Annotated in this window: 16 protein-coding genes and 1 pseudogene; 8 read left to right on the top strand and 9 right to left on the bottom strand. The window is 68.7% G+C overall.

The features are described from left to right. Positions 1-27 precede the first annotated feature (27 nt). The gene (locus CLV01_RS27675) at positions 28-1812 is read right to left on the bottom strand and encodes a monovalent cation:proton antiporter-2 (CPA2) family protein (protein ID WP_099732733.1); all 1785 of its coding nucleotides are present in this window, start codon (positions 1810-1812) and stop codon (positions 28-30) included. 145 nt (positions 1813-1957) lie between these two features. Here CLV01_RS27675 and CLV01_RS27670 point away from each other — a divergent pair, with 145 nt between their 5' ends. From CLV01_RS27670 to CLV01_RS27655, 4 genes and pseudogenes are all read left to right on the top strand, one after another. Then, complete coding sequence (locus CLV01_RS27670; RefSeq protein WP_099732734.1) at positions 1958-2818, top strand: ABC transporter ATP-binding protein; 861 nt, start codon at positions 1958-1960, stop codon at positions 2816-2818. 5 nt (positions 2819-2823) lie between these two features. Then, complete coding sequence (locus CLV01_RS27665; protein WP_257221542.1) at positions 2824-3693, top strand: ABC transporter permease; 870 nt, start codon at positions 2824-2826, stop codon at positions 3691-3693. A gap of 5 nt (positions 3694-3698) precedes the next feature. Next, a pseudogene (locus tag CLV01_RS27660) lies at positions 3699-4512 on the top strand (ABC transporter permease). Between the two features lie 335 nt (positions 4513-4847). After that, entirely contained in the window at positions 4848-5318 is a 471-nt protein-coding gene (locus tag CLV01_RS27655) for a RidA family protein (protein WP_012207603.1), read from the top strand. Positions 5319-5341: 23 nt separating this feature from the next. Here the strand turns inward: CLV01_RS27655 and CLV01_RS27650 are convergent, their stop codons facing one another. The 8 genes from CLV01_RS27650 to CLV01_RS27620 form a co-directional block, all read right to left on the bottom strand. After that, positions 5342-5551, bottom strand: a complete 210-nt coding sequence (locus tag CLV01_RS27650; RefSeq protein ID WP_012207602.1) for an oxidoreductase-like domain-containing protein — start codon at positions 5549-5551, stop codon at positions 5342-5344. 97 nt (positions 5552-5648) lie between these two features. Continuing rightward, entirely contained in the window at positions 5649-9872 is a 4224-nt protein-coding gene (locus tag CLV01_RS27645; RefSeq protein WP_257221541.1) for an IPTL-CTERM sorting domain-containing protein, read from the bottom strand. Between the two features lie 70 nt (positions 9873-9942). Beyond that, a complete protein-coding gene (locus CLV01_RS27640) occupies positions 9943-10485 on the bottom strand; it encodes a phage tail protein (protein WP_099732736.1) in 543 nt (180 codons plus the stop codon). A 28-nt stretch (positions 10486-10513) separates the two neighbouring features. Next, on the bottom strand, positions 10514-11014 hold the full coding sequence (locus tag CLV01_RS27635; protein ID WP_099732737.1) for a phage tail protein: 501 nt from the start codon (positions 11012-11014) through the stop codon (positions 10514-10516). Positions 11015-11032: 18 nt separating this feature from the next. Further along, positions 11033-11554 (bottom strand): phage tail protein, encoded by a 522-nt coding sequence (locus CLV01_RS27630; RefSeq protein WP_099732738.1) that lies wholly within the window; start codon positions 11552-11554, stop codon positions 11033-11035. Next, complete coding sequence (locus CLV01_RS29765) at positions 11551-12018, bottom strand: DUF6916 family protein (RefSeq protein ID WP_257221540.1); 468 nt, start codon at positions 12016-12018, stop codon at positions 11551-11553. The genes CLV01_RS27630 and CLV01_RS29765 overlap by 4 nt, the downstream gene beginning before the upstream one ends. Continuing rightward, a complete protein-coding gene (locus tag CLV01_RS29760) occupies positions 12015-12392 on the bottom strand; it encodes a GNAT family N-acetyltransferase (protein ID WP_257221539.1) in 378 nt (125 codons plus the stop codon). The genes CLV01_RS29765 and CLV01_RS29760 overlap by 4 nt, the downstream gene beginning before the upstream one ends. A 291-nt stretch (positions 12393-12683) precedes the next feature. Next, the gene (locus tag CLV01_RS27620; RefSeq protein ID WP_099732740.1) at positions 12684-13604 is read right to left on the bottom strand and encodes a LysR family transcriptional regulator; all 921 of its coding nucleotides are present in this window, start codon (positions 13602-13604) and stop codon (positions 12684-12686) included. An 83-nt stretch (positions 13605-13687) separates the two neighbouring features. On the opposite strand from CLV01_RS27620, the gene CLV01_RS27615 reads away from it, so the two are divergent. The 4 genes from CLV01_RS27615 to CLV01_RS27600 all read left to right on the top strand — a co-directional run bounded on the left by CLV01_RS27615 (position 13688) and on the right by CLV01_RS27600 (position 17761). Continuing rightward, positions 13688-14929, top strand: a complete 1242-nt coding sequence (locus CLV01_RS27615; protein ID WP_099732741.1) for an alpha-hydroxy acid oxidase — start codon at positions 13688-13690, stop codon at positions 14927-14929. Positions 14930-14981: 52 nt separating this feature from the next. Then, on the top strand, positions 14982-15659 hold the full coding sequence (locus CLV01_RS27610; RefSeq protein ID WP_047327856.1) for an RraA family protein: 678 nt from the start codon (positions 14982-14984) through the stop codon (positions 15657-15659). After that, on the top strand, positions 15659-16699 hold the full coding sequence (locus tag CLV01_RS27605; protein ID WP_099732742.1) for a hydroxyacid dehydrogenase: 1041 nt from the start codon (positions 15659-15661) through the stop codon (positions 16697-16699). Before CLV01_RS27610 ends, CLV01_RS27605 begins: the two co-directional genes overlap by 1 nt. A gap of 66 nt (positions 16700-16765) precedes the next feature. Further along, positions 16766-17761 (top strand): tripartite tricarboxylate transporter substrate binding protein, encoded by a 996-nt coding sequence (locus tag CLV01_RS27600; RefSeq protein WP_043824367.1) that lies wholly within the window; start codon positions 16766-16768, stop codon positions 17759-17761. Positions 17762-17794 lie beyond the last annotated feature (33 nt).

The following is a 17794-nucleotide window of genomic DNA, read 5'->3' as shown; positions in this document are numbered from 1 at the left end:
CCTGCGGCCCCTGCGGCCCTTGCGCGCTCAGTCCCTGGCGGTGGGCTTGTCGTGCCGGGGCGGATCGATGCGTTCGATATTGCCCAGCAGCAGTGCGCGCCCCGCAAAGTTGCCGCCGGCGGTCTCCAGCGCAAAGCGCTCGGTGTCGCGGCCGCGCACTTCGGCCTCCAGCGTCTTGGCCTCGTCCTCGGTGGCGCCCAGGGCCAGCACGGCATGGCGGCCCATGAGCAGGGCGGACTCGAAGCTCTCGCGCACGACATGGTCGGCGTCCTTCTGGATGAGCTCCAGCGCGTGCTCGCGGTCATAGGCGCGCACGATGAGGCGGGCGTGCGGGCATTCGTGGCGCACGTTCTCCACGATGCGCGTGGCGGCGGCCTTGCTGTCCACGCAGACCAGGATGGCGCTGGCATGGCTGGCGCCGGCCGCATGCAGGATGTCGGCGCGCGCGCCGTCGCCGAAGTAGACCTTGAAGCCGTAGGGCTCGGCGTTGCGGATCACGTCGGGGTCGTTGTCGATGATGGACAGCTTGGCGCCACGGGCCAGCGGCCCCTGGCTGGCGATCTGGCCCACGCGGCCGAAGCCGATGACCAGCACGTTGCCGCGCAGGTCCTGCGGCGCCTCCACGCCGTCCAGCGACACGGCCTCGGCGCCTGCCAGGCGCTTGTGCAGCACCACCACCAGCGGCGTGATGGCCATGGACAGCACGACGATGGCCGTCATGTTGGCATGCACCTCGGGGTCGAGCACGCCGAGCTTGAGCGCCTCGGCAAACAGCACGAAGGCGAACTCCCCGCCCTGGGCCATGAGGATGGCGCGGTCCAGCGCATCGGCATGGCTGCTGCGTGCCACGCGGGCCACGGCATAGATGCACAGCGCCTTGCCCAGCATCAGCGCCACCACGCCCATGCCCACGATGCGCCAGTTCAGCGCCACCACCTCCAGGTTCAGCGCCATGCCCACGCCCAGGAAGAACAGGCCCAGCAGCAGGCCGCGGAAGGGCTCCACATCGGCCTCCAGCTGGTGGCGGAACGAGGATTCGGACAGCAGCACGCCCGCCACGAAGGCGCCCATGGCCATGGACAGGCCGCCCATCTCCATCAGCAAGGCGGCGCCCAGCACCACCAGCAGCGCGGCGGCCGTCATCACCTCGCGCGCCTTGGCCTTGGCCAGGATGCGGAACAGCGGGTTCAGCAGCCACAGGCCCGCGCCCACCAGCGCGCCCAGTGACAGCAGGGCCACGCCCGCGCGTTGCCACAGGGGCGAAGTCGCCACGGGCGCCGCATCGGCCGGAGCAAGAAAGGCCACGGCGGCCAGCAACGGCACGATGAGCAGGTCCTCGAACAGCAGGATGGAGACGATGCGCTGGCCGCGCGGCGCCAGGATGTCGCCACGCTCGGCCAGCACCTGCATGACGATGGCCGTGGAGGTCAGCACGAAGCCCGCGCCGCTCACGAAGGCCACCTGCCACGGAAAGCCGAAGGCCATGCCCACGCCCGTGAGCAGCAGCGCGCACACCACCACCTGCAGGCTGCCCAGCCCGAAGATCTGGCCGCGCAGGTCCCACAGGTGCGAAGGCTTCATCTCCAGCCCGATGACGAAGAGGAACATCACCACGCCCAGCTCGGCCACGTGCAGGATGGTCTGCGCGTCCGTCACCAGGCCCAGCCCGTAGGGGCCTATGGCCAGCCCGGCCGCCAGGTAGCCGAGCACGGCGCCCAGGCCCAGCCGCTTGAACAGCGGCACGGCCACCACGGCGGCCCCCAGCAGCGTGACGATTCCTACGAGCTGGCTTGCATTGCCTTCAGCTGCCATGTTGTGTTTCCTTTGTGCGTGCGTGCGTGCGTGCGGCAAGGCGGATTTCCATCCGCGAATTTGCGCGCAGGATAGCAAAGCCCGGTCCTGTGTAGAATCGCGCCCCCTCTGTGCCCCCTCTGCGCTTACCTCACCGCCCAGCGCCATGCCCCAGATCCTCGTCCACGACCTCCGCAAGACCTACCGCATCCATGAACGCGACCCCGGCGTGATGGGCGCGCTGCGCGCGCTGGTGCGCCCGCGCCACCGCACGGTGCAGGCGTTGGATGGCGTGTCGTTTGCGCTGGAGCGTGGCGAGCTGCTGGGCTTCATCGGCCCCAACGGCGCGGGCAAGTCCACCACCATCAAGATTCTGTCGGGCATCCTGCGGCCCGATGGCGGGCGCGTGGAGGTGGACGGGCGCGACCCCTTCGCCGACCGCCAGCGCCATGTGGGCCGCATCGGCGTGGTCTTCGGACAGCGCTCGCAGCTGTGGTGGGACCTGCCCGTGGGCGACGGCTTCAACCTGCTGCGCGACCTGTACCGCGTCGATCCGCTGCGCTTTGCGCGCACCCGCGACGAGCTGGTGGCCATGCTGAGCCTGGAGCGCTTGCTGGACCAGCCCGTGCGCCAGCTGTCCCTGGGCCAGCGCATGCGCGCCGAGATCGCCGCTGCCCTGCTGCACGAGCCCGAGATCCTGTTCCTGGACGAACCCACCATCGGCCTGGACGCACCCTCCAAGCTGGCCGTGCGCGAGTTCGTCCTGCGCGCCAACCGCGAGCGCGGCACCACGGTGCTGCTGACCACGCATGACATGCACGACATCGAGGCGCTGGCGCGGCGCGTCATCGTCATCGGCCATGGCCGCGTGCTGGCCGACTGCGCGGTCGATGCGCTGCGGGCCCAGGTGGTGGCGGCGCAGCGCGATGGCATGGGTGAAGGCCAAGGCGAGGGCGAGGGGCAGGACATGGCCATCGAGGCCGTGATCGCCCGCTTCTACGCCATGCATGGTGCCTCGGAGGTCTGAGCGCCATGGGATCGCACCAGCGCCTGCACCGCATGCACCGCCTGCAACACCTGCTGCGCCCCTACAAGGCCGCCTTCGCCTCGCGCTTTCTGCTGATGCTGCAGTACCGCACGGCCGCCTACGCGGGCTTTGCCACGCAGTGCTGGTGGGGCGCCATCAAGACCATGGTGCTGGCGGCGTTCTACGGCAGCGCCTCGGCATCGGCCGGCGCGCCGATTTCGCTGGAGCACGCCATCACCTACACCTGGGTGGCGCAGGGCCTGTTCGCGCTGCTGCCCTGGAGCGGCGACCCCGACGTGGCCCTGGCCGTGCGCACGGGCGCCGTTGCCTATGACCGGCTGCGGCCCGTGGATGCCTATGCGCTGTGGTTCGTGCGCTCGGCTGGCTGGATCGCCGCGCGCGTGCTGCCGCGCGTGGCGCTGATGGTGGCGTTTGCAGGGCTGGCCCTGCCGCTGATGGGGCTGGGCGACTGGGGCTGGCAGCCGCCGGCCGGCTGGGCCGCAGGCCTGGGCTTTGCCGCGTCCATGCTGCTGGCGCTGCTGCTGTCCACGGCACTGGTCATGCTGCTGAATGTTGCCGCTGCCGCCGCGCTCAATGAAAAAGGCATCAACACGCTGGCCGCGCCCGTGGTCATCGTGCTGTCGGGCAACCTGCTGCCGCTGGCGCTGATGCCCGATGCCTGGCAGACCGCGCTGCTGCTGCAGCCGCTGGCCGGCGTGATGGACATCCCTGCGCGCATCTATTTCGGCCAGATGGCCGGTGCGCAGATGCTGGCCTGCCTGGCGCTGCAAGCCCTGTGGATTGCCGTGATCGTGGCCCTGGGCCGCGCGGCCATGGCGCGCACCATGCGCGGCCTCGAAGTGCAGGGCGGGTGAGCGCCATGGCCAAGCACAAAGGATCGCTGTCCATGTTCCTGCGCCTGGCGCTGGCCTCGCTGGGCGGGCAGGCGCGCTACCCGGCCTCGGCGCTGATGCTGACCCTGGGCCAGTTCCTGGTCACGGGCATCGAGGTCATCGCCGTCTGGGCGCTGTTCCACCGTTTTGGCGAGGTGCAGGGCTGGCGCATCGGCGAAGTGGCCGTGTTCTATGGCCTGGTGAACTGCATGTTCGCCCTGGCCGATGCGCTGGGCCGGGGCTTCGACGTGCTGGGCACGCAGTTCCTGCGCACGGGCGCCTTCGACCGCCTGCTGCTGCGTCCGCGCCCCGTGTGGCTGCAGCTCATGGCCATGACGTGCGCATCAGCCGCCTGGGCCGCCTGCTGCAGGGCCTGCTGGTGCTGGGCTTTGCCACGACCCAGGGCGCCGTGGCGTGGACGCCCCAGGCCGTCGCCGTGGCGCTGTTCGCCGTGGCTGGCGGCGTGGCGCTGTTCCTGGGCATCCTGGTGCTGCAGGGCGCGCTCTCGTTCTGGACCGTGGAAAGCCTGGAAGCCGTCAATGTGCTGAGCTACGGCAGCGTCGAGGCCGCCCAGTACCCCCTGGCCCTGTACGCGCAGTGGTTCCGCCGCCTGCTGACCTTCGCCGTGCCGCTGGCCTGCGTGGCCTATTACCCGGCGCTGGCCGTGCTGGGCAAGCCCGACCCGCTGGGCGCGCCGGCCTGGCTGGGCTGGGTCTCGCCGCTGGCCGGCTTTGCCTTCCTCTGGCTGGCCTCGGGCGCCTGGCGCATGGGGTGAGGCACTACGCGTCCACGGGCAGTTGAAGCCGCCGCAGGCGCCGGTGCACCACAGGCTCTAGAGCGTGTTATGCACTTTTAAGTACCCGCGTTGGTTCTGCGCGCTGGTGATCGCAAGGCGCAGTGCGCCGCCAAGGCTCATGCCTTGGCAAGCGCTGCAACGCCGCGAGCGCCTGCGCGCAGAGCCAACCCTTCGGGAAAGCCGGGAAAGGGGCCCGGCCCTTCGTTGCAGCCCGCTTGCGGTGTGGCAACCGCGGCGCGTGCTACGCCTCGTTCCGGGCCCCTTTCCCGGCTTTCGCGGGCACGTAAAAGTGCATAACACGCTCTAGACTGCGCGCTTGCCTTACTCCGGACACCAGACCATGACAGCAGATGAACGCTTCGCCCAGGCCGCCCTCGAGCTCGGCCACCGCTTCGATGGCGAGATCAAGATAGGCGGCAACTACAGCCCCGTCGTGCGCGACGGCCAGCAGCTGTTCGTCAGCGGGCAGATTCCCCGCGTGGGCGATGAAGTGCTCTATGTGGGGACGGTCGGCGCCGGGATCGACCTGGCATCGGCCAGAACGGCCGCCGCCATCTGCGCCATGCGGGCCCTGGCCTTCGTGCAGCGCGCGGCCGGCTCGCTCGATGCCGTGCGCGCCGTTGCACGCATCACCGTCTATGTGCGCTCGGCGCCCGATTTCACCCAGCAAAGCGAGGTGGCCGATGGCGCCTCCGACCTCATCGCCCGGGTGCTGGGCCCCGTGGGTGCCCACACGCGCACTTCGGTGGGCGTGCTGCAGCTGCCCAAGGGCGCGGCCGTGGAGCTGGACCTGATCGCCCGCGTGGACTGATCGCGCTACCCCTATCCCTACTCCTATCCCTGGCCCGCTGGCGTTTCGTTGCGAGCCTTCCAGGCCCGCAGCGCCTGGCGGTACTCGTCCATGGCCAGGTCATAGCTGTCGAAGATGCAGGGGTCGCAGCCATTGCCGCAGCAGGCGTCCAGGTCGGGCTGCTCGGGCGGCTGGGGCATGGGGTCGGCGGAGGCGGCGGAATCTGCGGAAACGGGAATCGGCGCGGTGGTCATGGGGGCGATTGTCTCGCGCCACGGGGCTTTCTGTAGAGCACCAAAAGCAAACCCGCGCTGCCGACATGCAGCAGCGCGGGTTGCTTGTTGACGCGTCTTACCGTCCGGTACGCTGCCTGCGCGCCATGCCCATGAAGCCGGCGGCTCCCGCCATCAGCGACAGCAGCAGCAGGCCCCAGCGGTCCAGCGTGGGGATGCTCTGCGCTCCTGCGGGGGCTCCAGGCAGGGCCAGGATGACGGGATCGACGAACTCGCCGTTGACCGTCTTGTCGTCATCGCGCAGGCCGCCGTCCACGATGGTGTAGCTGACCTGGTTGCCACTGATGGTGGGCGTGAAGGGCTGCCACTTGGGCGTTGCGGTGGCGTCGTACTTCATCAGCTGCGCGTTGGCGGGCACGGGGGACGTGAAGGTGAGGGTCACGGTCAGCGTGCTGCTGGGGGCGCACTGCTTGGCCGTGAAGTCCACGGCGGCCTGCGGGTAGGCAAAGGCCGCCGGCAGCGGGCCCAGCGAGCCGGCCACGGCAGAAGGCGAGGTGAAGTTGGCCGCAGTCAGCGTGCAGGTGGGGCTGCTGTTGGCAATGCCCAGATCCACACCCGAGCCCGAGGCGCTTTGCCTGGCCTCGCGCGTCACCGTCACCACATAGGTTTTCTTGGTCGTGCCGTCCTGCGCCGTGACTTCGATGGACACGGTATTGCTGCCCACATTCAGCGCCACCGGGGTGGAAGCCGCTGCGCCGTTGACCAGGATCGTGGCGCCCGCATCGGCTGCGGTGGCCGTCACTGTGACGGTGCTGCTGCTGTTGGGCACGGTGGCCGTGTAGGCCAGGGTGCCTGCACCAAAGCCCGGTGCGAGCGTGCCGCTGCTCAGTGCCAGGGCGCTGAGGTCGGCGTTGGTGGAGTTCACCACCAGGGTGTAGCTGGTGCTGCCCGAGGTGAACGGAGCACCCGTGCCCGTGGAGGAGTCCGTGGCCGTGATGGTGAAGGTGAAGCTTCCCGCCGCGGTGGGCGTGCCGCTCAGAACACCGGTGCTGGCGTTGAACGTCATTCCGGTCGGCAGCGTGCCGCTGCTGGCGTAGGTGTAGGGCGCCGTGCCTCCGCTGGCAGTGAAGGTTTGCCCTGCATAGGCCGTGTTCAGCCTGGCAGCCGGCAGCGTGGAAGCTGCGGGCGTCAGCACCACCGTGGCTGCCGCCACGCTGCCACTGTAGGTGCGCTGGCCGCTGATGCTGCTGCTGTCGGTCGCCTGCACCGTGAAGCTGAAGGCCCCGGCCGCCGTGGGCGTGCCGCTGATCACCCCGGCGGACGACAGCGACAGGCCTGTGGGCAGCGTGCTGCCGCCGGCCATTGCAAAGGTGTAGGGCGTTGCGCCGCCGCTGGCGGTCAGGGTCTCGCTGAACGAGACACCTACCTTGGGCGTGCCGGCCAGCGTCGCGGGCGTCACCGTGATGGCCACATAGGTGAACTGGTCGGCCGCGCCGGTGGCGCTGGTGCCACCAGTCGTTGTGACGCGCACATCGACCGTGCCCGCCGATCCTGCAGGCGCCGTGGCCGTGATCTGCGTGGCGCTGTTGACCGTGAAGCCCGTGGCTGCCGTGCCGCCGAAGGTCACGGCCGTGGCGCCGGTGAAGTTCGTGCCGGTCAGGGTGACCGTGGTGCCACCAATCGAAGAACCGCTTGCGGGCGAGACGGAAGTCACCGTGGGTGCGGGCACATAGGTGAACTGGTCGGCCGCGCTGGTGGCGCTGGTACCTCCTGCGGTGGTGATGCGCACGTCTACCGTGCCCGTGCCGGCAGGCGCGGTGGCCGTGATCTGCGTGGCGCTGTTGACCGTGAAGCCCGTGGCGGCCGTGGCGCCGAAGGTCACGGCCGTGGCGCCGGACAGGTTGGTGCCGGTCAGGGTCACCGTGGTGCCGCCCGCTTGTGGGCCGCTGGTGGGCGAGATGGAGGTCACCGTGGGCGCAGGCACATAGGTGAACTGGTCGGCCGCGCTGGTGGCGCTTGTACCGCCCGCGGTGGTGATGCGCACATCTACCGTGCCCGTGCCGGCAGGCGCTGTGGCCGTGATCTGCGTGGCGCTGTTGACCGTGAAGCCCGTGGCGGCCGTGGCGCCGAAGGTCACGGCCGTGGCGCCGCCCAGGTTGGTGCCTGTCAGGGTCACCGTGGTGCCGCCTGCCTGCGGGCCGCTGGTGGGCGAGATGGACGTCACCGTGGGCGTGGCCACGTAGGTGAACTGGTCTGCCGCGCCGGTGGCGCTGGTGCCGCCAGTCGTGGTGACGCGCACATCGACCGTGCCCGGCGACCCTGCAGGCGCGGTGGCCGTGATCTGCGTGGCGCTGTTGACCGTGAAGCCCGTGGCGGCCGTGCCGCCGAAGGTCACGGCCGTGGCGCCGGAGAGGTTGGTGCCGGTGATGACCACCGAGGTTCCTCCTGCGGCTGGCCCTGCCGTGGGCGAGACGGAAGTCACCGTGGGCGCGGCCACGTAGGTGAACTGGTCGGCCGCACTGGTGGCGCTGGTGCCGCCTACCGTGGTGACCCGCACGTCGATCGTGCCCGCTGCGTGGGCAGGCGCGGTGGTTGTGATCTGCGTGGCGCTGTTGACCGTGAAGCCTGTGGCGGCCGTGGCGCCGAAGGTCACGGCAGTGGTGCCGGAGAAGTTGGTGCCGGTGATGGTCACCGTGGTGCCCCCACTGGTCGGGCCGCTGGTGGGCGAGATGGAAGTCACCGTGGGCGCTGACACATAGGTGAACTGATCGGCTGCGCTGGTGGCACTGGTGCCGCCCACCGTGGTCACCGTCACATCGACCGTGCCAGCGCTGCCCGCGGGCGCAGTGGCTGTGATCTGGGTGTTGCTGTTGATGGTGTAGGTGGCGGTCGCGGCGCCGAAGCGCACGGCGCCGGTGCCAGGTGCTGCGGCGAAGCCGGTACCGGTGATGGTCACCGTGGTGCCGCCACCTGTGGGGCCTGCCGTGGGCGAGATGGAGGTGACCGACGGTGCCGCCACATAGGTGAACTGGTCAGCGGCAACGGTGGGACTGGTGCCGACGGAGTTGCTGACGCGGATGTCCACCGTGCCCGTTCCGGGCGGCGCCGTGGCCGTGATGCTGGTGGCGCTGTTGACCGTGAAGCCGGTCGCTGCCGAGGCGCCGAAGTTCACGCCCGTGGTGCCGATGAAGTTCGTGCCCGTGATGGTGACCGCCGTGCCGCCCGCCTGAGGGCCTGCCGTGGGCGCGATGCTGGTGATCGTGGGCGTTGCCAGGTAGCTGAATTGATCGGCCCCGCTGATGGCGCTGGTGCCGCCCGTCGTTGTGACGCGCACATCGACCGTGCCTGTACCCGCAGGCGAGGTGGCGGTGATCTGGGTGGCGCTGTTGACGACATAGCTGGCGGTTGTCGCGCCGAATAGCACGGCGGTGGCGCCGGACAGGTTGGTGCCGGTGATGACCACGCTGGTGCCGCCTGCCTGCGGGCCAAAGTTGGGCGAGACGGATGCCACCGTGGGCGCGGGCAGATAGGTGAACTGATTGGCTGCGGCAGTGACGCTGGTGCCGCCTGCCGTCGTGACGGTCACGTTCACCGTGCCCGATCCTGCCGGTGCCGTGGCCGTGATCTGGGTGGCGCTGTCGACCGTGAAGCTGGTCGCCGGCGTGCCGCCGAAGCTCACGGCGGTCACGATGGGGCTGTCGATCACGTTGGTGAAGTTGGCTCCGATGATGGTGACTGGATATCCACCAGCGGCCAGGCCGCTCGTGGGCGACAGCGCCGTCGCCGTGGGTGTGGCTGGGGGGAAGGGATCAACGGCCAGATCGTCGAAGGCGAAGTTGCCGCCTTCGCCAACCGTGGCGTCGTTGGATACCCGTACTTCGTCCACATCCGCCAGCGCGCTCAGATCGATAGGGATGAATTGCTGCGTCATGGGAAACGTCTTGGTGACGGTCACGCTGGCACCGGACACGGGGCTGCCGCCGCGATAGCCCGCGAGTGTGAACTGGGTCATTGAGCCGTAGGCATGGATGCGCACCCGTGCGAGGCTGAAGCGGTCCGTGCCATTGGCCGCCTTGATGATGGCGTTGCCGTCAAGGGTGGCGGAGGTGATGGCGTCGCCGGACGTGGTGATTCCCGGGGTGCCTGCCTGCAGGTCCGCTGCAGCGAAATAAGACCACTGGCCGGTGAAGCGAAGCCCGTTGTAGTCCGGGGCAACATCCGAGAAGGCGCCAGGCGTGGCGCTGCTCCCGAAGCCGATGATGGCCGAGTCCACTGCGGCATGGGCTGGAGCCGCCAGTGCCATCACCAACCCTATGAACCACGCAAACCACATGGACAGCATGCGTGAAGCGGACTTGGGCCTGGGGGGTGGTTGGTGGGCATGGCGGGCAATGGCTGGAGGTGGAAGAACGTCAGGGCCTGACGGGGAATTCGCCGTCCAGGCAGATGCAGAAATTCAGCGCCAGAACGGGTTGCATATTGCTGTGGGCCTGGTTGCCGCCGACGGGCAGCAGCGCTGTCGGCGCCATGGCCGAAGTGGCAGCTCCCGCTGCATAGGTGGGCCTGGCGCTGCCCCGGGGCGGTACGCCTTGCATGCCCTGTGCCAGCAAGTTGCCGCTGGGGGTGGCCGCCGTGGCGCCGGCGCCCTGGGCGCTGATGCCGTGGCTGTGCGCCGGTATCTGCGCAAGGGTCAGCGTTTCGGTGGCTGTGCCCATGGTTTCACCGATGTCGCGGAAGCTCAGTCCAGGTCCCGTGCCGGCGCCCATGGCGGCCTTGCCCTGCAGATTGGGCAGCATGAAATTGGTGGTTCCGTTACCGCCGAACCGGCTTCCGATGACCGCAAAAAGCGCTGCATTCTGCTGTACCTGTATGGTCTGGCCTGCGCAAAAGGCCCAGTTGACAGGAGCGAAGGAGAAGCCGAATGCGCGGACCTCGCCGTAGAAGGGATCTGCCATATGGATGTTTCCTTGTGGGGAGGCTTGTTCAGTTGCGGGGCGGGAAGATCCCGGAGCTGGCGATGCACCAGTTGATGACCAGCGAGGGCTGCATGTTCTGATGAGGCTGGCTGCCGCCGCTGATGTCCACGGCGGTGGCAGCCATGAAGGAATTGGTGGGCGCGCCATAGGCAGACAGGCCATTGGCGGCCTCGGCCATCACATTGCCGCCGGGGACATTGGTGGTGGCCACCGCAGCGCTGGACAGCAGCTGGTGGGTGTGCTGGGGCATCTGGCTGGGGGTCAGCGTGACGTTTTCCGTACCGTCGATCAAGCCGAGCACAACGCCGCCGCCGTATCCAATGGGCGCGCGACCACGCAGATCGGGCAGGCCGAAGTTCGTCGAGCCATTGCCGCCGTATCGGGTGCCCAGCAGCGCAAACAAGGCCTGGTTCGTACTGATCGGCAGAATCGCTCCGTTGCACAGCAGCCAGCCCCTTGGGACCTGGCCAAAGGCGAATGCGCGGATCTCTCCGAGAAAGGGGTCCATGAAATGCTCCTGTCCGTGCTATGTGAAGCTGGGGAAGTTGCCCAAGAGGCAGATGATGTAGATCAGCACCAGGCTGGGCATGACGTTGTTGTGCGGCTGCCCGCCGCCGACGATCTGCACCGAGCTGGGTCCCAGGGTGGCGGCAGTCGTGGCGGGTGAGGGGGCGTAGAGGTTGAACCCCGTGACGGCTGCCGGTACCTGCTGTTGCGGCTTGCTGGTGCTGGCGGCGCCGGCCGCCGAGAACGGGTGGGTGTGCCCGGGCAACTGGCTGATGTTCAGCGTTACGTCTTCCGCACCCATCTGCTGGCCCAGAACGCGGTTGCTCCCGCCCGGCAACTGGCCTTGGCCAATAGGAAGTCGGCCCTGCAGGTTGGGCAGTGCGAAGTTGGTGACGCCATCGCCGCCATAGGTGGTACCCAGCAGCACGAAGAGTGCTTCGTTCTCGCTGATGGCAACCAGCCTGCCGTCGCACAATGCCCAGTTCTGGGGGGCAAAGTTGCCCGCAAAAAGACGGATTTCTCCAATATATGCCTCGCTCATGGCGTCTCCTCCTCCTTGATCGACGTGTTCATGCGTGTGATGAGTGCCTGGTAGCTGGTTTGCCCCGGCTCCGCATCCACGACGGGCCCCAGGAACAGAGCAAAGCGTCCCAGGCGTTCGTGGGAAAGCAGGTAGGTGTCGTGGGTCGGGCGGCTGATGTCAGGCCCCTTGAAGCGCAGCGAGCAGCGCGAGGCGAGCAATCCCTGCGTGACCGTGGCCTTTTCCAGGCGCAGCGCCACGGGCGCGGCACCGGGGAGCTGCAACGCGAAATCGGTGCCGACCAGGCCGGTGAAATCCTCAAGGCTGGGCATGCGCGCAGGCTGTGGCGCGCGGCGCATATACCAGTACACGCCGCGATCGGCCTCGGTGGCAAAGCCCAGGCGCTGGTAGTGACCGAGGATGGGGTTGTTCTTCTCCACATGCAGGCCCAGGTCAATGCCCAGGGCATCTGACTCATCCGTCAAAGCCTGCAGCAACTGCCGCCCACGCCCTGGCGACGATGCCTGGGAAGCAGGGCGATATCCACCACGCGGATTTCCTGCGGGCTGCGGTCCACATACAGCCGGCCCGCTATCTCGCCATCGCGCAGCACCAGATCGAAACTGGGGTTGGCGTAGGCCGTCGAATACTGGGTGTGCTGCGCCATGAACTGCTGGCGAATGAAGGCATTCCATTGCTCCTCGGGCCAGCCGAATTGTTCGCGCTCCTGCTCGCGTGTGGAGGCGAAGATGGCCAGGAGAGCGGCTTCGTCGCCGGAACCAATGGGTTGAAGCGCCAGCGCACCGCAGGATTCGGGGTGAGGGCTGCGGAGACTGGTATTTGCAGGCGCAGTGCTCATGAATGGAAATCGACTGGAGACGCAGGAGTTCCAGTCGTGAATAATTGAAAAGAGTTGTTAAATCATAGGCAGTTTTTGCAAAGGATTGTCAAATTTCTTTGAGAAAGGATTTTCAGTATGCCAAGAAATCCATGCGGAAGATGAGTGCTTCCATAGGGAAATATCTGAATCGATTGATATTTGAAATTGACAATGCCCTATCAATGCATTGATGTTGTTTATTGTTGATATTGATTGTTCATTCAAATACTACAGGATTGCCATTTTGAATATCCCTGAAATCAGTGATATTCAACTTAAACAGCGCGGCGCCGGGAAATCGATCACGCTGCGGATGATCTCGCGCATTTCCGTGATCAGCGGCCGGGCATCGTCGCGGCGCCATTGCACGGTGTAGGTCAGCGGGGCCAGCGCGCTGTGCTTTGCGGCCTCGGCGCTGCCGTCCAGCACGCGCAGGCGGCCGCGTTCCTGCAGGGCCAGGGCCCATTGCTCGGGCATGTAGGTGAAGCCCAGGCCGTCCACCACCATGCCCACCACGGCGCCCCAGCTGTTGCAGGAAAGGCGCCGCTCCACGGCCAGGCCGTGGCGGCCCAGCCAGTCGTCCAGCGTGCGCGTGGCGCCCGAGCCGGTGGGCAGGGCGATCAGCAGTTGCTCGCGCACCAGGCGCCGGGGCAGGCCGGTGCCGGCGCGGGCGATGAAGTCGTCGCTGGCGGCCCAGACAAAGCGCACCTGGGCGACCTGCTCGAAGGCCAGGCTGCTGCGCGAGGACGGCCCGGCAATGACCACGCAGTCCAGCTCGCCATCGACGATGCGCTGCTCCAGCACCTGGCCGATGTCGGTGTGGGGCTCCAGCTGCAGGTCGGGGTGCAGCTCGGCCACCCGCTGCACCAGCCGGGGCAGCCAGGTCAGGCCGCTGAGCTCACCAAAGCCGATGCGGCAGCGGCCCTGCAGGCCCACGCTGCGGCCCGCCGCCTCGCGCAGCTGGGCGGCGCCGTGCAGCAGCTCGCGGATGCGCGGCAGCAGCTGCTCGCCCTGGGGCGTGAGTTCGGCGGCGCGGCCGCTGCGGTCGAACAGCTGCACTCCCAGCGAAGCCTCCAGCTCCGCAATGCGCTTGGACAGCGATGAGACCGACAGGTGCACGCGGTCGGCGGCGACGGTGAAGTTCAGGCAGGTGGCGGCCCAGTAGAAGGCTTCGAGCTGTTTGAGGGTCATGGCGACATTCTTCCAAAATCGAAATATCGATTCCTATTTATTTCGCTTTTCTTTGCAGGTTGGCCCTTCTACATTGGCCGGCAATGCCTGCCAACACCGTCCCCTCCACCACCGCCACCGCTTCCGCAACTGCTGCACCAGCCCCTGCCCGGCCGCCGCGCCGCCTGCGCCAGGTGCTGTCGCTCGATGATTTCGAGCGGCTGGCGCGGCGGCATCTGCCGCGCCCCATCCATGCCTACATCAGCGGCGCGGTGGAGGACAACGCCTCGCTGGCGGACAACCGCCGCGCCTTTGCCGAGCTGGCCTTCGTGCCGCGCGCGCTGGTGGGCGTGGCGCAGCGCGACCCCTCCTTCGAGCTGTTTGGCCGCCGCTACGGCGCGCCCTTCGGCGTGGCGCCCATGGGCATTGCCGCGCTGTCGGCCTACCGGGGCGATCTGGTGCTGGCCCAGGCCGCACAGCAGGCGGGCGTGCCGGCCATCATGAGCGGTTCCTCGCTGATCCGGCTGGAGGAGGTGATGGCGGCCGCGCCCCACACCTGGTTCCAGGCCTACCTGCCGGGTGATCAGGGCCAGATCGATGCGCTGCTGGACCGCGTGGCCGCCGCCGGCGTGCAGACCCTGGTGATCACGGTGGACACGCCCGTGGCCGCCAACCGCGAAAACAATGTGCGCGCCGGCTTTTCCACGCCGCTGCGGCCCGGGCCAAGCCTGGCCTGGCAGGGCATCAGCCACCCGCGCTGGCTGTTCGGCAGCTTTCTCAAGACCCTGTGGCGCCACGGCATGCCGCATTTCGAGAACAACTATGCGCACCGGGGCGCGCCCATCCTGTCGGCCAGCGTGATGCGTGATTTCTCGGACCGCTCGCACCTGGCCTGGCCGCATCTGGCCGCCATCCGCCAGCGCTGGCAGGGGCAGCTCGTGGTCAAGGGCATTCTTTCGGCCCCAGACGCCGTGCTGGCGCGCGACCACGGGGCCGATGGCCTCATCGTCTCCAACCACGGCGGGCGCCAGCTCGATGGTGCCGTGGCACCGCTGCGCGTGCTGCCCGGCATCGTGCGCGCCGTGCCCGGCCTGCCGGTGATGCTGGACAGCGGCGTGCGCCGGGGCACCGACGTGCTCAAGGCCCTGGCCCTGGGCGCGCGCTGCGTCTTCGTGGGCCGGCCCTTCAACTACGCGGCCTCGGTGGCCGGGCCGGCGGGCGTGACCCACGCCATGGCCCTGCTGCGCGAGGAGGTGCTGCGCGACATGGCCATGCTGGGCGCCACGCGCCTGGACCAAGTCACGCCGGCCTGCGTGCGCCATGCGCAGGCCTGGGATGCGTTCTGAGCGGCAAGACAACGGTATCGACACAGACACAGACACAGACGGAGACACAGCAGTGAGCAAGATTCCCGGATTCCATATCCACGCCCGGCCCGAGGCCGCCCTTGGCGATGCGCTGCTGCAGCGCTATCGCGGCTTTCCGGTCGCCAATGTCAGCGACGCCATGAGCCGCACCACGGGCACCTCGGCGCTGCGGCCCTTCCATCGCCGCCAGGGGCCGCTGGTGGGCCGTGCGCTGACCGTGCGCACGCGGCCCGGCGACAACCTCATGGTGCACCAGGCCATCGACATCTGCGGCCCCGGCGACGTGATCGTGGTGGACGCGGGCGGCGCCGGGCCCAACGCCATCATTGGCGAGATCATGCTGGCGCTGATGATGGCGCGCGGCGCGGCCGGCATCGTCATCGACGGGCTGATCCGCGACAGCGACACCATCGGCCAGCACGGCCTGCCCGTGTATGCGCGCGGCGTCTCGCACCGTGGTCCCTACAAGGACGGCCCCGGCGAGCTGCATGTGCCCGTGAGCATCGACGGCATGGTCGTCCACCCGGGCGACCTGGTGCTGGGCGACGGCGACGGCCTGCTGGCCGTGCCCGCCGCCGAGGCCGCCGCCATTGCCGACCGCGTGGAGGCCATACAGCGCGACGAGGCCGACGTGCTCGCCGCCATTGCCGCAGGCCGCGCCGACCGCTCCTGGGTGGCGCGCACCCTGGCCGCCAAGGGGGTGCTGTGATGGACCATCGCGTTGTCCGTTTCGACTACTGGCTGGATGCAGCCTTTGACCGCATCGTCTCGGCCGCGCCTGGCGTGCAACTGATCACCTGCCGGCGCGAGGGCGACGATGCCGCCGCCTGGCAGGCCCTGGCGGGCGCCCAGGTCTACCAGATCACGGCCGCCAAGGACGAGCTGCCGCGCCACTGGTTCGCCACGGCGGACCTGCTGGCGCGCTGCCCCGATCTGCTGGCCGTGTCCTCCAGCGGCTCGGGCTGCGACACCATCGACATCGAGGCCTGCACGCGCGCCGGCGTGGCCGTGATGAACCAGTCGGGCGGCAACGCGGATTCGGTGGCCGAGATGGCCATCGGCCTGATGCTGTCCGTGCTGCGCCGCATCAACGAATCCGACCGCCTGCTGCGCGCCCCGGGCCGGGGCTTCAGCCGGGAAGACGTCATGGGCCACGAGCTGCGCGGCCGCACCCTGGGCCTGGTCGGCGTGGGCGAGGCCGGCAGCCGCGTCGCGGCCCTGGGCCGGGCCTTCGGCATGCAGGTGATCGGCTGCGACCCGGCCTATGACGCGGCCGGCCTGGCGGCGCGCGGGGCAGAGGCCGTCGGCTTCGACGAACTGCTGCAGCGCGCGGACATCGTCTCCCTGCACTGCCCGCGCGATGCCTCCACGCTGGGGCTCATGGACGCTGCTGCCTTTGCGGCCATGAAGCCGGGCGCCGTTTTCGTGAGCACGGCGCGTGGCGGTATCCATGACGAGGCCGCCCTGCACGCCGCCCTGGCCAGCGGCCACCTGGCCGGCGCCGGGCTCGATGTCTGGGACCAGGAGCCGCCGCCCGCCTCCCATCCGCTGCTGGCCCTGCCCCAGGTGGTGGCCACCTTCCACACCGCCGGTGTCACGCACGAGGCCCGGCGCAACAACGCCGAGCTGGCCGCCACCCAGATCGTGCAACTGCTGGCCAATGGCCAGCGGCCCGCACGCCTGGTCAATCCCGAGGTCTGGCCGCATGCGCGCGAGCGCATCGCCAGGGCCTTGGACCCGTCCCGTTGAGCCGCTTCCTTCACCATGACTAAAAAGCCTCTCAGACCACTGCAAGAGGCGACCCAGGAGACAAAGATGACACAGCAAGCAAGGCGCGCATTGTGCGCAGGCCTGGCCGCCGCCTGCATGGCGCTGCCGGCCCTGGCCCAGGCCCAGACTCAGGGCGAGGCCCCCTATCCCTCGCGCAACATCGAGATGATCGTGGCCTACGGGCCCGGCGGCGGCACCGACCTGGTGGCGCGGCTGCTGGCCCGCCATCTGGAAAAGAAGCTGGGCGGCAGCGTGGTCGTGCTCAACCGCCCCGGCGCAGGCGGCGGCATCGGCTTTGGCGAACTGGCGCGGGCCAAGCCGGATGGCTACACCATCGGCTTCATCAACACGCCCAACGTGCTGACCATCCCCATCGAGCGCAAGAGCAGCTTCCACTGGAGCCAGTACGACCTGCTGGGCAACCTGGTGGACGACCCGGGGGGCTTTGCCATCCACAACAGCAACGCCATCACCACGCTGGCCGGCCTGGCCGCCTACGCCCGGGCCAACCCCGGCGCCGTGACCGTGGGCACCACGGGCACGGGCTCGGACGACCACCTGGCCATGCTGCTGTTCGCCAAGGCCACGGGCACGCAGCTCACCCATGTGCCCTACAAGGGCGCGGGCGAGGTGCGCGCCGCCGCCACGGGCCAGCAGATCACCATCGGCGCCATCAACGTGGGCGAGGTGCTGGCCTACCAGAAGGGCGGCACTCCCATCCGCCTGCTGGGCCAGATGTCGGCCGCGCGCAGCTCGCTGGCGCCGCAGGTGCCTACGTTCAAGGAGCAGGGCATTGATATCGAGCTGGCGTCCCTGCGCGGCCTGGCCGCGCCCAAGGGCTTGCCCGAAGGCGTGCGCAAAAAGCTGGTCGATGCCGTGGCCGCCATCGCGGCCGACCCGCAGTTCAGGCAGCAGGCCGAGGCCATGTACGCGCCGCTGCGCTACCTGGCGCCGCCCGCCTACGCGGCCGAACTGGAGCGCACCGAGGCCGGCTTTCGCAAGCTCTGGACCGAGATGCCCTGGCAGGACGGAAAGCCCTGAAGGCCATGCCCATGCCAACCTTTGAATTCACAA

It is taken from the genome of Delftia sp. 60, assembly GCF_002754395.1.
GTDB lineage: Bacteria > Pseudomonadota > Gammaproteobacteria > Burkholderiales > Burkholderiaceae_C > Comamonas > Comamonas acidovorans.
The sequence above is the reverse complement of the archived record's forward strand: the minus strand, read 5'-3'. Positions and strand labels throughout refer to the sequence as shown.